Source organism: Arthrobacter sp. fls2-241-R2A-172 (genome assembly GCF_030208885.1).
In the GTDB taxonomy this organism is placed as follows: domain Bacteria; phylum Actinomycetota; class Actinomycetes; order Actinomycetales; family Micrococcaceae; genus Arthrobacter.
This window is the reverse complement of record NZ_JARVTB010000003.1, coordinates 449,777-464,563: the sequence shown is the minus strand read 5'-3', so window position 1 is coordinate 464,563 and position 14,787 is coordinate 449,777. Positions and strand designations below refer to the sequence as shown.

The 14,787-nt window shown below is 63.5% G+C and carries 12 protein-coding genes and 1 tRNA gene; 2 read left to right on the top strand and 11 right to left on the bottom strand.

Features of this window, described 5'->3' with window-relative positions; genetic code table 11:
• Nucleotides 1-39 precede the first annotated feature (39 nt).
• From QRM57_RS21050 to QRM57_RS07645, 6 genes are all read right to left on the bottom strand, one after another.
• Nucleotides 40-333, bottom strand: a complete 294-nt coding sequence (locus tag QRM57_RS21050) for a helix-turn-helix domain-containing protein (RefSeq protein WP_502868634.1) — start codon at nucleotides 331-333, stop codon at nucleotides 40-42.
• A gap of 2,580 nt (nucleotides 334-2,913) precedes the next feature.
• On the bottom strand, nucleotides 2,914-3,498 hold the full coding sequence (gene pth / locus QRM57_RS07665; RefSeq protein WP_257368612.1) for an aminoacyl-tRNA hydrolase: 585 nt from the start codon (nucleotides 3,496-3,498) through the stop codon (nucleotides 2,914-2,916).
• A 111-nt stretch (nucleotides 3,499-3,609) separates the two neighbouring features.
• Nucleotides 3,610-4,185 carry a 50S ribosomal protein L25/general stress protein Ctc gene (locus QRM57_RS07660; RefSeq protein ID WP_235519390.1) on the bottom strand — a complete coding sequence of 192 codons (576 nt, stop codon included), beginning with the start codon at nucleotides 4,183-4,185 and terminating at the stop codon, nucleotides 3,610-3,612.
• A gap of 306 nt (nucleotides 4,186-4,491) precedes the next feature.
• The gene (locus tag QRM57_RS07655; protein WP_011774071.1) at nucleotides 4,492-5,472 is read right to left on the bottom strand and encodes a ribose-phosphate diphosphokinase; all 981 of its coding nucleotides are present in this window, start codon (nucleotides 5,470-5,472) and stop codon (nucleotides 4,492-4,494) included.
• Between the two features lie 2 nt (nucleotides 5,473-5,474).
• Nucleotides 5,475-6,956, bottom strand: a complete 1,482-nt coding sequence (gene glmU, locus QRM57_RS07650) for a bifunctional UDP-N-acetylglucosamine diphosphorylase/glucosamine-1-phosphate N-acetyltransferase GlmU (protein WP_284986144.1) — start codon at nucleotides 6,954-6,956, stop codon at nucleotides 5,475-5,477.
• 122 nt (nucleotides 6,957-7,078) lie between these two features.
• Nucleotides 7,079-7,150, bottom strand: a tRNA-Gln gene (locus tag QRM57_RS07645).
• 277 nt (nucleotides 7,151-7,427) lie between these two features.
• On the opposite strand from QRM57_RS07645, the gene QRM57_RS07640 reads away from it, so the two are divergent.
• Both QRM57_RS07640 and QRM57_RS07635 read left to right on the top strand, forming a co-directional pair.
• Complete coding sequence (locus tag QRM57_RS07640) at nucleotides 7,428-8,027, top strand: TetR/AcrR family transcriptional regulator (protein WP_235519747.1); 600 nt, start codon at nucleotides 7,428-7,430, stop codon at nucleotides 8,025-8,027.
• Between the two features lie 121 nt (nucleotides 8,028-8,148).
• Entirely contained in the window at nucleotides 8,149-8,550 is a 402-nt protein-coding gene (locus QRM57_RS07635) for a VOC family protein (RefSeq protein ID WP_257368625.1), read from the top strand.
• A gap of 96 nt (nucleotides 8,551-8,646) precedes the next feature.
• Here the strand turns inward: QRM57_RS07635 and QRM57_RS07630 are convergent, their stop codons facing one another.
• The 5 genes from QRM57_RS07630 to QRM57_RS07610 all read right to left on the bottom strand — a co-directional run bounded on the left by QRM57_RS07630 (nucleotide 8,647) and on the right by QRM57_RS07610 (nucleotide 14,779).
• Nucleotides 8,647-10,485 (bottom strand): ABC-F family ATP-binding cassette domain-containing protein, encoded by a 1,839-nt coding sequence (locus QRM57_RS07630; protein WP_284986143.1) that lies wholly within the window; start codon nucleotides 10,483-10,485, stop codon nucleotides 8,647-8,649.
• Nucleotides 10,486-10,535: 50 nt separating this feature from the next.
• Complete coding sequence (locus tag QRM57_RS07625; RefSeq protein WP_284986142.1) at nucleotides 10,536-11,528, bottom strand: 4-(cytidine 5'-diphospho)-2-C-methyl-D-erythritol kinase; 993 nt, start codon at nucleotides 11,526-11,528, stop codon at nucleotides 10,536-10,538.
• Nucleotides 11,525-12,406 (bottom strand): 16S rRNA (adenine(1518)-N(6)/adenine(1519)-N(6))-dimethyltransferase RsmA, encoded by an 882-nt coding sequence (gene rsmA, locus QRM57_RS07620; protein WP_284986141.1) that lies wholly within the window; start codon nucleotides 12,404-12,406, stop codon nucleotides 11,525-11,527. Before rsmA ends, QRM57_RS07625 begins: the two co-directional genes overlap by 4 nt.
• Nucleotides 12,407-12,432: 26 nt before the next feature.
• The gene (locus QRM57_RS07615) at nucleotides 12,433-13,593 is read right to left on the bottom strand and encodes a resuscitation-promoting factor (protein WP_284986140.1); all 1,161 of its coding nucleotides are present in this window, start codon (nucleotides 13,591-13,593) and stop codon (nucleotides 12,433-12,435) included.
• A 289-nt stretch (nucleotides 13,594-13,882) separates the two neighbouring features.
• On the bottom strand, nucleotides 13,883-14,779 hold the full coding sequence (locus QRM57_RS07610) for a TatD family hydrolase (protein ID WP_284986139.1): 897 nt from the start codon (nucleotides 14,777-14,779) through the stop codon (nucleotides 13,883-13,885).
• Between the last annotated feature and the right edge of the window lie 8 nt (nucleotides 14,780-14,787).

Below are 14,787 nucleotides of genomic sequence, written 5' to 3'. Positions count from 1 at the left end.
GCAATCCGTGCCGACCCTAAGGGGTTTCCGGGTCCAACCTCACAGCAGCCCATTGAGCTCGCCTCGAGACGAAACACCAAGCTTGGTGAACACCTGGTACAGGTGGCCTTCCACAGTTCGCACAGACACCCCAATATCCATCGCGATTTCGCGATTGCTGACACCCTTTCCGGCGAGTTTAGCAATTTGGCGTTCCCGTTCCGTCAACACCGGCGCGTCGCTGCGCGGCTGGATGGGCAGCGCCGAAACCGAGTGCTCCAGCCGTTCGAGCCTCAACTGGGCTGTCCGGGCAGCTGTGGACTCGCCGGCTTCGCGTGCAAAGTCCAGGGCCATGGCCACGCACCGTGCTTCGACGACCAACAGTTCCAGCGCCGAGGCGGCGTCAGCGGCGGCAAGCATCGACTTGGAGCTCTTGTTCAGCGCTCCGCGTGCCAGGTCTGCTGAGATCCTGGCCAGCGGCCCTTGACGGTGGCCGGCGATGTCTTCCAGAAGCCGGTATTCCTCATCCGTGCCTTCCACTGTCGCGCCGAAGAGGCAGATACCGGCCGTGGTGTAGCGCTGGTTTTCCAAGTCATTGCGGACCCGGGCCATGAGCCGCTGCTTGACGTCCCTGTCACCCATCCACCGCCCGGCCATCTCAGCGCAGAACTCGGCAACGGACTCTGAAAAGTAGGTGCCAACACCCCGGCAGGTGCGGTACAGGTCCAAGTACCGGCCCGCTTCCACCGAGTTGCCCAGCTGGGCGTAGGCGAATGCGGTGGCCGCATAACCTACCTTGTTCATGTTCATGGCCGGGCGCAGCTCCAGTTGCGCAACCGCTGACCGCAGGGGCTCGATCGCGCTGGCTGGCTTCCCTGCGTAAGCGTAGGCCAATCCGATTCCCAATTCAGTGAGCGCACCCCTGTACTGCAGGCGGGACGATCGTGAGGGGGTGCGGCGGACGAGCTCAATGCATTGCCGCCATTGTCCGGAGAGCAACAAGACCAAAAATGTGTGCCTGGCGAATGCTTCCTCAAACTGGCCGGGTCGGTCCGTATCTCCCAGCTGCCGCGAAACGGCGCGGGCAAGCTCCTGGGCATCAAGCTCCCGGCCCATCATGCAGCGGGCCTCCACCAGGAACAAGGACGAGCGCAACCAGTGCTCCATGTCCTCGGCGGGGTCTTTGTCCAGCTCTTCTTCCAAGGAATCAATCATGGCCGCGTACTCACCCATGAAGGTGTTGTACTCGTAGCTGCACAGCTGGAGCCGGTTCCGTGCCTTGGCCATGGTCCCCGCCGGGTGTGAGCCGTTCATGGCGTCGAGCTTTTCCAGTCCGTCCGAGATGACGCCGGGGACCAAGGCCGAGCGGCCATCGATCCACGTCATGGCCTGGCATTTCGAGGCCGTGAGTTCGGCAAATTCCAGCGGGTCCAGGGCGGACACATGCTGCTCTGAGACTTCATCCAGCGCCTGTGCGGCGTGCAGGGGAAGGTCAAGCATGAGGTAGGCGGCAGCTTTCAGGCGCTGTCCGGGGACCCACTCACTGTCCTTCGGGTCAAGTGACTGCGTGCACTGGATGGCGAAGTTGGGGTCATAGTCGTCCAAAGCTGCCCTGCCTGCGGCCAATGCCAAGGAGGGAGAGGGTGTGGGCTCGTCTTCTGAGGCGTGCATCCAGGCTGCGTAGCTCAGCAGGTCCTGCGGTGCCAGCCCCTGAAGGTCGGGCTCTTTGGGTCCGTGGAGCATGAGTCGAAGCTCCTTCATCCGACGGGTGTTGAGCCACCCACGGACAACCTCACCCATATAAGGGTCCCGCAGCGAGACCCAGTGCGCCTCACCGCGTTCGACCGTGAGCAGGCCACGCTCTTCCATCTCCACCAGGACGTCAGTATCAACGAGGGCTGCCAGGTCAACGAGCGTCGCGCGCTGAGCGCAAGCCAGGATTTCGACGACGGTCCTGCTGGCTTGCGGTTCGCGCGCCAGCCTGGAACGGACGAAGTCCTCCACCACGGTCGCGCCTTCAAGCTTGATCCGGTCGCGGAGCGTCCACACGGAATCATTGAGGACCAGGTTGCCTGAATGCCGTTGCTCCTCCAGGAGGGCATGCAGCAGCATCGGGTTACCACCCACGGCAGAATGCAACGAACCCACCAAGGTGGAAGAAACGTAGTGGCCGAGGACGGAACCAAGCACCTGCTTTGTCTGTTCTTCGCTGAGCGTGTTCAAATGCACTTCAGCGAGCTCGCCCTCAAGGACCAGGCGGTGGAAGTCTGCGGGGAGTTCGCTTGAACGCTGCACCGTGGCGATCACTTTGGCGGTTCCCGTGGCCATGAGGTTCAACAGGACCCCCGTGCTCATCGGATCCATACCGCCGGCATTGTCCACGATGAAGACTGTCTCCCGACCTGCAGCTTCTGAGCGGATCAAGTTGGTCACTGCGTGCAGGATGCCTGTTGGCGAGCTGACGGCCTCGGAAGGCAAACGCGCCAGAAGGAAGCCGAGACATCCGTAGGGGGTTTGTGCGCCGGCCACGGTATTGCGCAGTTGCAGGCTGTGGACCTTGGGTCCCAGCGAGGAGACGACGGCGCGTGCGACGCCGGACTTGCCGATCCCCCGATCACCGGTCAGGACCACGCCGGAGGAGTCCGAGGACTCAAGGAACTGCACTGCCTTGGACACATCACGGCTTCGTGCCAGGAGCGACCACGTTTGCCGATCCGTCGCGCCGCCCACAAGATCAGGAGCCGCAGCCCTCGCTGCGCCTCCACCGCTCCTGTTTAGCAACTCCGCCGACATCCGCATCCTTAGCTACACATCCGCGACAGTCCCCCACCGCTTTTCTGCGTACCATGCACACTACCTTCGGGCGCCGACAGTGTGTAGGCCTTAGGGTCCTGGGGACCGTCAGGCTTTGATCAGGCTTTCCTCAAGATTTGCTCAAGTTTTGGCGGGGTGGTGTTTCTGCTGCGCCGCCAGCAACCCCTGGGCCATGAGCAACTCCACGGCGTCGGCTGCTTCGTCAATGAGGAACGGGAGATCCTTCTTTTCTGCGGTGCCGAAATCGCGCAGTACGTAGTCGGCAGTTTCCATTCGTCCCGGCGGCCTTCCAACACCCACGCGAACGCGGTAGTAGTCCTTGGTGCCGAGGGCTTTGGAGATGTCCCGAAGGCCGTTATGTCCGCCTTCACCGCCACCTGTTTTTAACTTGACCGTGTTAAAAGGGATGTCGATCTCGTCGTGGACAGCGATGACGTGGTCCGGGGCGATGTCGAAAAAGTTGCACAATCCGGCGACCGGGCCGCCGGAGACATTCATGTACGTCATGGGCTTGGCCAACACCACCCGCGGTCCGCCAATGCCAAGCCGGCCCTCCACCACCTGGGCCCGCGCTTTATGGGTCTTGAACTTCCCTCCCATGCGTGAGGCCAGCTCATCCAACACCATCTGGCCCACATTGTGCCGGTTGTTGCTGTACTCGCTGCCGGGGTTGCCGAGGCCGACAATCAGCCAGGTGTCAGTCATGATCCCATCCTAGGAAAGCGTCACGGTCCGTGTTCAAGGGCAAAGGCAAATGGCCGGGACCCCAAGGGGGACCCGGCCATTTCAAGGCAGGAGCCTCAAGCAGTCAGAAGACTACTCTGCGGCTGCTTCCGTGGTCTCTTCTTCCTCGGAGGCGGCGGCTTCGGCGACGCGGACCACCAGGGTGTCGCCTTCGGTGAGCAGCGTGGAACCCTTGGGGAGTTCGAGGTCCGAAGCGTGGACGTTCTCGCCGGCCTTGCGGCCTTCGATGTTGACCTCGACGGCGGTGGGCACGTGGGTTGCCTCAGCTTCGAGGGAAACCGTGGTGGCTTCGAGGCTGGCAACGGCACCCGGTGCAACTTCACCGGAAACGTGGATCGCGATGTCGACGGTAACCTTCTCGCCGGCCTTCACGGTCTGCAGGTCAACGTGCTCGATGATCTGCTTTACGGGATCGCGCTGGATGTCCTTGACCAGCGTCAGGTGCTGCTCGCCGTCAACGTCGATCGCAAGGAGTGCGTTGGAAACGCGCACTGCCAGCGTGGTTGCCTTGCCCGGCAGGTTGATGTGGATCGGCTCTGCGCCGTGGCCGTAGATGACAGCCGGGATCTGGCCGGCCATGCGTGCACGGCGGGCGAAACCCTTGCCGAATTCGGTGCGCAGTTCTGCGGTGAGCTTCTGCTCAGACATGTGTACTCCTTGATTACTGTGGCGTCCGGCGAAGGCCGGACAGGTCTATCAGCAAGGGCGGAGGTCTGGAGACCTTCTACGCCCGGCTGGGATTGGCCGCTGTGCAGCCATTCCGCCTGTGTTGAAGGAGATGCAGACCCAGTCGATAACGGAGACCCGCAACCCTGGTTCACACTGCTGCGAACCGGATGTGCTCTCCCTCGCCAAGGTATCCCCAAAAGTTTAGCAGCGAACACCCTTCAAACTGAAAACGGGCCACCCGCACGCCCGGAGGCGGCAGGTGGCCCGTTTCATGGGGCTTGGGTATCAGGCCTTGCCGTCAAACAGGCTGGTGACCGAACCGTCGTCGAACACTTCACGGATGGCGCGGGCGATCAGCGGCGCGATCGACAACACCGTCAGCGACGGGAAGCGCTTCTCGGCCGGGATGGGCAGCGTGTTGGTGACAACCACTTCGCGCGCCCCGGAATCCGCCAGGCGCTGGGCCGCGGGGTCGGAGAACACGGCGTGCGTGCAAGCGATGATGACGTCCTTGGCGCCGGCGTTCTTCAGCACCTGGACGGCGCCGGAGATGGTTCCGCCGGTGTCGATCATGTCGTCGATGAGCACGCAGGTGCGCCCCTCGACCTGGCCAACGACCGTCTTGGAGACGGCCTGGTTGGGAACCGTGAGGTCGCGGCTCTTGTGCACGAACGCCAGCGGGGCACCGCCGAGGCGCTCCGCCCACTGCTCGGCGACGCGGACGCGGCCGGTATCGGGCGAAACAACTGTGATGTTGTCGGCTTCGACCTTGGTGCGGATGTAGTCAGCCAGCAGCGGGATGGCCATCAGGTGGTCAACGGGACCGTCAAAGAAGCCCTGGATCTGCGAGGTGTGCAGGTCAACGGACATGATGCGGTCCGCGCCGGCCGTCTTGTACAGGTCGGCAACGAGGCGGGCGGAAATCGGCTCGCGGCCGCGGCCCTTCTTGTCCTGGCGGGAGTACGGGTAGAACGGGGAAACAACCGTGATCCTCTTGGCAGAGGCGCGCTTGAGGGAGTCGATCATGATCAACTGCTCCATGAGCCAGTTGTTCAAGGGAGCCGGGTGGGCCTGGATGACGAAGGCGTCAGTGCCTCGCACGCTCTCGGCCGAACGGACGTAGATTTCCCCATTGGCGAAGTCGTAGGCGTCGATGGGCAGGAGTTCGGTCTCCAGCTCCTTCGCGATTTCCTGCGCCAGCTCCGGATGCGCCCTTCCGGCGGCGAGAATCAATTTCTTCTCGCCGTGTGCGGTAATTTCGCTCATGCCTAGTTGCCCTCTTCTGTGGTTGCCGGGGATTGGGAGGATGTGGAAGCCTGCGCGGCTTGGGCCAGCTGTGCTGAGGCCGTGCCTGGGCGGTTGGAGATGACCCAGTCTTCGGCATTCCGCTGCGCGGCCAGGCTCAGGGCCAGGGCACCGGCGGGGACGTCCTTACGGATCACGGCACCGGCACCGCTGTACGCGCCGTCGCCAACAGTCACCGGGGCGACGAACACGGTGTTGGAACCTGTGCGGACGCCGGAGCCGATAACCGTGCGGTGCTTCTTCTCGCCGTCGTAATTGGCAGTGATGTTGCCGCAGCCAATATTGGTGTCCTCACCGATCTCGGCGTCGCCGGCATAGCCCAGATGTGAGAGCTTGGAACCACGGCCGATAGTCACGTTCTTGGTCTCATAGAATGCGCCAATCTTGCCGGTCTCCCCCAGCACCGTGCCCGGGCGGAGGTACGTGAACGGTCCCACGCTTGCCTTGGCACCAATCGCGGAGCCGGAACCGTGCGTGCGGGTGACCTTTGCGCCTTCGCCGATAGTGACGTCGGTGAGGGTCGTGTCAGGTCCGACGACGGCGTCACGGGCCACTGTGGTGGAACCGTGAAGTTGCGTATTGGGCAGCAGTCGGACGTCTTCGTCCAGCGTGACGGTGGAGTCGATCCACGTGGTGTTGGGATCCACGACGGTTACACCGGCGCGCATCCAGGCCTCGACGATCCGGCGGTTGTGCTCAGCGCCCAGCGCCGACAACTGGATGCGGTCATTGGCACCCTCAACCTGCCAGCGGTCTTCAGTGACGACCGCGGCAACCCGGCCGCCGGCGTCGCGCGCCAAACCGAGGACATCGGTCAGGTACATCTCGCCCTGGGCATTGTCCGTGGTCACATTCTTAAGTGCGTCCCTGAGGACTGCCGCGTCAAAGGCATAGATGCCTGAGTTGACCTCGCGGATGCTGCGCTCGGATTCGCTCGCGTCTTTATGCTCACGGATGCCGGTGACAGTTCCGTCTTCGGCGCGGAGGATCCGGCCATAGCCGGTGGCATCGTCCAGGACCGCGGTGAGCACCGTCACTGCGTTGCCCTCGGCTTCGTGGGTTGTCACCAGTTCACCGAGGAGTTCACCTGTCAGCAGCGGGACGTCGCCGTAGGTCACTACTACCGTGCCGGTGAGTTCAGCTTCGGCGTCGAGCGCTGTGAGCGCGACTTCCACCGCGCGGCCGGTGCCGGGAATCTCGTCCTGGTCAACGATGAGTGCCTCGGGATCCAGTGCTGTGACGTGCTCCGCAACCCTGTCCCGTTCGTGGCGGACAACAAGCGCCAGCTTCAGCGGGGAGATGGAACGGGCGGCGAGGAGAGCGTGGCCCACCATGGAGCGCCCGCCGATTTCGTGGAGAATCTTGGGAGTCCGCGACTTCATGCGCGTTCCGGCGCCGGCGGCCAGAACAATGACCGCTGCGGGACCGGTGGTTTCGGGGCTCACGTACTGGCTCTCCTTGCTCGGTATGTCCCGGGTAACCCGGCTTCGGAATGCTGCCATCCAACAATGGACCCAGGCACCGTTCAAGCCGTTCCAGGTACAGAGAGGAGCGCATTTTCCGACCGTTCCGCCCATAGGATTCGAACCTATACTCCACGGCTCCAAAGGCCGGGGTGCTGCCGTTACACCAGAGCGGACCGTGCATGGTTGACACCTCCAGGCGGCAGGGCCCGGGGGCTTCCCGGCTCACCGGGATGCACACACAAGAATCTAGTTTGCCATGACCTTTGCGTGGTTCGCGACTCGGCTGGCCCCCACTCGTTCCGCGACGCTCCAATGAACACCACCTTCGCCCTTACCGGGTGGCACCTGGGGCATGATGGTCACGTGAGCAAGCGCACTGAAATCTCCCTGCCAGTGGCCGCCGTCGAGCCCGCTGACGCCGCCCACAACGGTCCGGCAGTGCGCGTTCGGATGACTGGGCAGCAGCGCAAATCCCAGCTCATTGGCATCGGCCGCGCACTCTTCGCCGCCCGTGGGCTGGACGGCACGACCATCGAGGAAATCGCGGCCACGGCCGGTGTGTCCAAGCCGGTCATATACGAACATTTCGGGTCCAAGGAGGGTCTGTACCGCCAAGTCGTGGAGACCGAATTCCGGATACTCCTGGACTCCATCACCGAGTCACTGAGCGCCGACGCCAAGCCCCGCGTCCTGGTGGAGCGTGCCGCGCTGGCCCTTCTGGGCTACATCGAAGACCGCACGGACGGATTCCGGATCCTCATGCGGGACGCCCCACCATCCCAGCCCGAAGGCGCCTTCTCAACCCTGCTCTCGCATGTCACAGCGCGCGTCGAGCACCTGCTTTCGGACGAATTCGCCCGTCGGGGTTTCAGCGCAGCCGACGGTGCCATGTACGCGCAGATGCTCGTGGGCATGGTGGCCATGACCGGCCAATGGTGGCTCGACAGCCGCCAACCTGACAAGCGTGCCGTGGCAGCCCACTTGGTGAACCTAGCCTGGAACGGGCTCACCGGGCTGCAGAAAGAGCCCGAGCTGCGCTCCGAGGGCTGAGCCCCCCTTTCTCCCCTAGTTCCGTCGCCAACCCGCAATTGCGTCGCTGGGCAACGACGGAGAAGCGGGCCAACGACGTGTCAGCGCAGGAGAAACCGGGCCGTTTTCGTAGGATTTGCCCATGACAGCACCCCAGATCTATGTCCTCTTCCCAGGTACTGCCCGCGAAGCCTTGGGTTTCTACGCGGAAATCTTTGGCGGAGAACTAACCCTTCACTCGTATCAGGACTTCTCACGCACTGACGGACCCGCGGACGCCGTCGCCCATGGGGTCCTGAGCGGAGTTGTTGCCTTGGCCGGCGCTGACGCAGCGGCGGGTGAGAAGAGCGTCCGCATCGAAGGAGCCATGCTTAGCTTGCTCGGAGCGGCCGAGCCTGCGGTCCTGCACGAGTGGTTCGACAAGCTTGCCGACGGCGGCCGGATCGTCGACCCGCTGGCGCAGAAACCGTGGGGCGCATCAGACGGCCAGGTTGTGGACCGTCACGGCCTCCACTGGCTCATAGGCTACGAGGCCGCCGAATAGCACGCGTGAAGTGAGCGAGCGTCAGCGGGAAAGCTACGGGACGTGAGCGAGCGTCCCGCCCAAACCGGCGGGACATGAGAGAGCGTTGGGCCTGAACTACTCGCCCAGGATTTCGGCGGCCTCCAACCACTCGAGCTCCAGGCCCTCTTTCTCGTCCAGCAATTCGCGGAGCTTGGCATTGAGATCGCTGAGTGCGTCGAAGTCGCCGGATTCGGACTTCGCAGCCATCTGGGTGTGAAGCTTTTCTTCCTGCTGGGCGATCTTGCCGAGTTGGCGGTCGATCCTGTTCAGGTCCTTCCGGGCTTCGCGCTTTTCTGCTTCGCTGGCACCTGAAGGAGACCCGGACGAAGAGGAAGTGGAAGCTCCACTGGCAGAAGTCGGCGCGCCGGAGCCGCCGCCCACCGCGCCTGAGGCCAGGGCAGCTTCGCGCAGCTCAAGATATTGGTCTACGCCGCCAGGCAGCCCACGGAGTTTGCCGTCGCCCAGCAACGCCATTTGGTTGTCGGTGACGCGTTCCAGGAGGTAGCGGTCGTGGCTGACGACTACGAGCGTGCCGGGCCAACCGTCCAGGACATCTTCGACGGCGGCAAGGGTGTCGGTGTCGAGGTCGTTGGTGGGTTCGTCGAGCATGAGGACGTTGGGCTCCCCTACCAGCAGGCGAAGGAGCTGCAGCCGCCTGCGCTCACCACCGGAAAGGTCGGAGACCGGGGTCCATTGCTTTTCCTTGGTGAACCCCAGCTGTTCCACGAGCTGTCCCGCGGTGAATTCCTTGCCGCCCACGCTGAAGGACCGCTTCTCGCGCTCAATGACCTCAATGACGCGCAGGTCCGAGACGTCGTCGAGTTCCTTGACGTCCTGGGTGAGCACGGCGGTGACCACGGTCTTTCCGCGCTTCACTTTGCCGGACGTGGGCTGGATTTCGCCGTTGAGCAGTTTCAACAAGGTGGACTTGCCCGCGCCGTTGACGCCCACGAGTCCCAGGCGTTCGCCCGGTGCAAGCCGAAGGGTGATGTTGTCGAAAAGCTTCTGCCCGTCCTCGCCGTCGAGGAAGTCAAGGGACACGTTCTCAAGGTCGAGGACGTCCTTGCCCAAGCGGGCGGTGGCCATCTTGCTGAGTGCCACGGAGTCGCGGGGATCCGGTACATCGGCGATGAGGTCGTTGGCGGCTTCGATGCGGAATTTCGGCTTGGCGGTCCGGGCGGGGGCGCCGCGGCGAAGCCAGGCCAGTTCCTTTTTGACCAGTTGCTGGCGCTTGCCTTCGACGACGGCGGCCATCCGGTCACGCTCGGCGCGCGCCAAAACGTAGGCGGCGTAACCGCCGTCGAACATGTCCACCATGGCGTCGTGGACTTCCCAGGTGTAGTTGCAGACTTCGTCGAGGAACCAGCGGTCGTGGGTGACCACCAAGAAGGCACCTTGGTTGGCTCGCCAACGCGACTTGAGGTGGCGGGCAAGCCAGGCAACACCCTCGACGTCGAGGTGGTTGGTGGGTTCGTCCAGCATGATGACGTCGTGGTCTTCAATGAGCAGCTTGGCCAACGCGACACGGCGTTTCTGTCCACCGGAGAGGGCGTGGACGTTGGCGTGCCAGTCGACGTCGCCCACCAGTCCGCCCATGACTTCGCGGATTTTGGGGTTGGCGGCCCATTCGTGGTCCGCGCGGTCGCCGACGATCGCAGCGCCCACGGTGAGGTCGCCGTCTAGCACGTCTCCTTGGTCAAGGTAGCCGACGGTGACGTCGCCGCGTTTGGTCACGCGGCCGGAATCGGGCGTTGAGCGCAAGGCGAGCAGGCGCATCAGGGTTGATTTGCCGTCGCCGTTGCGGCCCACCATGCCGATGCGGTCACCGTCCTCCAAACCGAGGGTGACGCCGTCGAGGACAGTGCGGGTCGCGAACGAAACCGTGAGGTTTTCGCCGCCGAGCAGGTGGGCCAATGGGTACTACTTTCTACTGCTGGAATGCGGTGCAAAAAGCCGGAGGGGTACTACAGGAGGGTATCGGAGATGATCCGGGCGCCGGGAACGGGGCCGTGCACCGCGACCGCGGTGTGGCCCCGGTGGGTCAATTCTTCGGCGAGTACAGAGGCGGAGACGGAGTCCCGCGCAAGTAACGCAATGGTGGGGCCGGAGCCGGAGACCATTCCGGCCAACGCCCCGCGTGCTTCGCCGAGGCCGATCGTGTCACGCAGTTGTGGAGCGAGCGTGATGGAAGCCCTTTGGAGGTCGTTGATGAGGACCCGGCTCAGCGTCTCGGGGTCACCGTGGCGGAGGGCTTGGAGAATGGTGGGATCCACGTCCACGGGCTCCGGAATGTCTACCCCTTCGGAATCCCGGAGTCCGTCAAGGGTGCGGAACACATCGGGAGTTGATAGCCCGTAATCGGCAAAGACCAGCACCCAGTCCATCTGGGCTTTTGCCAGCGCCGGGGAGAGTTTGTCGCCCACGCCAAGGCCGACGGCGGTGCCCCCCAGGAGCGAGAACGGCACGTCTGCGCCCAACTCGGCAGCCAGGTGCGCGAGTTCTTCGCGGGACAGTCCGCTGTTCCACAAGGCATCGCACGCGAGCAGCGTCGCTGCGGCATCTGCGGAACCGCCGCCCATGCCACCCGCAACGGGTACGCGCTTGGTGATTTCCAGGTGCACGCCCGTGGGCTTTTCGGACATTTCCGCCATGATGGCGGCGGCCTTGTAGGCGAGGTTGCGTTCGTCCAGCGGTATCTCGACGCCGTCGAGGTCCAGGGTGCTGTCCGGGCTGATGCTGACGGTGATTCCCTCAGCCTCGGTACTGGTTGCCGCTACTTCCTCGTAGAGGGAAACGGCGAGGTAGACGCTGGCCACCGAATGGTAGCCGTCGGCGCGCAGGGGGCCCACGCTCAGGGAGACGTTGACCTTTCCGGGAGCTTTGACCCGCACTGTCCGGGCATGGAAGCGGTCCCCCACGAACGGCAGGCTGCTCGGCTTACGGGTGCCCGGCGTCATGCGTCCACGGGGTGGCGGGCTTCGGCGATTTTGACGTACGCGGAAATATCCAGGACTTCACCGCGGGCAGTCGGGTCCACTCCGGCAGCAACGAGGCAACGCTCCGCTTCTGCTGCGCTCCCTGCCCAACCGGCCAGGGCTGCGCGAAGGGTCTTGCGCCTCTGGGCGAACGCTGCGTCGATGACGGCGAATACCTGTTCCCGGGTGGCGTGCGTCTGCGGCGGGTCATGGCGGGTGAACGCCACGAGTCCTGAGTGTATTTTGGGCGCGGGCCAAAACACGTTCATGCCGATGACACCTGCCTTGCGCATGTGGCCGTACCAGGCGGCCTTCACGGACGGCACCCCGTAGATCTTGGATCCCGGAGTTGCTGCCAAACGGTCGGCTACCTCGTCCTGCACCATGACCAGGCCGTGCTGCAGGCTCGGGAAATGCTGGAGCAGGTGCAGCACCACGGGCACGGCAACGTTGTAGGGCAGGTTGGCTACCAGTGCCGTGGGCGGCACCGGCAGTTCGGTAACTTTCATGGCGTCCGAAAGCACCAGGTGGAAGTTCTCTTCAGCGTGCGGCCGCCAAGCCCGAACGGTTTCCGGCAACTTCCTGGCCAGGACGGGGTCGATTTCCACAGCCACCACCGATTTGGCCGCGTCCAGCAGGCCCAAGGTGAGGGAACCCAGCCCGGGGCCGACCTCCAACACGGTCTCGCCGGCGTCGATATTGGCGGCGGACACGATCCTGCGGATCGTGTTGCCGTCAATCACAAAGTTCTGGCCCAGGGTTTTTGTAGGGCGTACACCGATTTCCTCGGCGAGCCGTCGAATGTCTGTGGCGCCCAGCAAAGGCGCGACGGCGGCGGGATCGGAATTCGGTTCAGTCACCTAGGTATCGTATCGCCTGCGCGGACCTAGGCTGCGTGCGCGCAGCCCCAGTCGCTGAGGCCGTTCTTTGCGTAGAGGCGGTTGGCGATGTCGATTTGCTGGGCTTTGGTGGCGAGGCTGGCGTTGGCAGCGTAAGCGCCGCCACCGTTGGCCAACCACGTAGGACCGGAGAATTGAAGGCCGCCGTAGTAGCCGTTACCACTGTTGATGGACCAGTTTCCACCGGATTCGCACTGGGCGATCCTGTCCCACATGGCCTCGTTCGGGGCGCCGGTGGGACCGCTGGACGTGGGTGCTCCTGCGGTGGCCTTGGCCGGGGTGGCGACAGGGCGTGCCTTGGTGCCGACGCTGACCTGCTCGGTGACAGGCTTGGTGGTGACGTCGCTGGAAACGAGGGTGCGGGATGCCTCGCGGCCATCAACCATGACCAACTTGAAGTTCTTCGTCAGTGAGCCGGGTACGCCCTTCTGCGTGACCTTCTCTTCGCCCTTGAACAGGTCGGCGGAGTCGGTCTTCACGCTGTCGAAAGGAACTTCTTCGGTGGCCTGGTCGGTCTTGCTGGTATCCACGCGTGAAACCTTGATGACCATGTCCTGGACGATCGGAGCGTTGTCCGGCTGGGACACGCGATCGTTGGCTCCGACGGTGATTTTGGCGTCCTTGAGGACTGTGGCGACGTCGGGCGCCGTCGTCGTGGTGCTGGTGTCCTTGCCGTCAGCGACGAGGCTGATGGTCTTGGGAGTGGAGATCGACACGAAGGAGCCGGTCACCTGGAGTGAGGCTTCCTTGGGCTGGGACACTTCGGCGGAGCTTGCCACTCCGAGTTCGCTCACCAGACCTGCCACATCCGGAGCGGTGGTGTTGACCGTCTTCCGGGCACCGTCCAACTCAATAGAGACGGCTTTGGCCAGGTTGACGTTGACCACAGAGCCGTTCTCGACCTTGCTGTCCAATGCAGGGGAAACGCGGTCTGCGTCCTTCAGCTCGACCTTGGCTGCCTTGACCACCTGGTCTACAGTGCCGCCGAAAGTCTGGATGGAGCTCACTTTGCCGTCGACGTTAAGGGTGACTGTCTTGTTGTTGCCCACGAAGGCGACGACACCGACTACCAGCGCTGCAACAACCAGCAACTGGGCTCCGACTTTGAGGAAGCTGAACTTGCCATCCGTTGTGAAGAACTTGATCACGATTGCCCATTACTCTCAGACCATCCGGGCACGGGGAAAAGCACAGAAGAAATGCCAGCGGCAAAACGGAGGGGCCAGACTACAAGCCTGGTCCCACTCCTGCTGCCGGCATCTGCGCCGCCAAAATCATTCAACTTGTGGGCACGGAATCAACCCGCCCAGTTGTCCGAAGGCCTTCCCCGACCCCGGCTATTTGTTTAACACAGTAACCGATCTGTTATAAAGCGACCAAGACATCTGCATACCCGGTATCCATTGGAGCGGCCCTCCGCCAGCCCTCAAACAGGCATCAGGCCCATGATCCGTAGGCCCGCAGCGTGTTTTCGGCCAACCGCGAACACAGCTCGGCGAGGTCATCTCCTGTCACTTCCGCCATGGAACGGACTGTGTAAGGAACCATGTAGCTCGCGTTCGGCCGTCCTCGATGCGGGTGCGGAGTCAGGAACGGCGAATCCGTTTCCACCAGAATCCTGCTGGGCTCGGCGATTGCCAATGCCTCCCGGAGGTTCCCCGCGTTCTTGAAGGTCATGGTCCCAGCGAATGACATGTACCAACCGTTGTCGTTACAGATCCGGGCCAGTTCCGCGTCGCCGGAGAAACAATGGAAGACCACCCGCTCCGGGGCTCCCTCCTCCCCCAGCACCTGCACCACATCATCGTGGGCGTCGCGGTCGTGGATCTGCAGGGTCAGACCCAGCCTTTTTGCTATGTCGATGTGGCGCCGGAACGAGTACCGCTGATGGGCCAAACCTTCGCCGTGGGTCCGGAAAAAATCCAGCCCGGTCTCGCCTATGGCCCGGATTCGCGGGTGGGATGCCAATTCCTCGATCTCTGCGAGCGCCGCTTCCAGCTCACCGCGGCCTGCATAGATGGGCGCATCGTTGGGGTGTATGGCCACGGCTCCGAGCAGGCGCGCATCGCTCTCCACGGCCTGCACCGTGAACCGGGACGACTCAAGGTCGCAGCCCACCTGCACGGCGCCCTGCACGCCCACGGCCTCGGCTGCGTCCATGGCGTCCCGCACGGAGACTTCGATGAGGCCGTGCCGGAAGTCCAGGTGGGTGTGGTTGTCCATGACTGGCACTGGCAGGGGTTCGGGCGCCGGTGGATATTCCTTTCGGGCATCCGTGGGTTCGGTTGCATCGGCTGGCACGCGGTACGGAGCAGGGGCGAGGGAGTTGCACATCTTTCCAC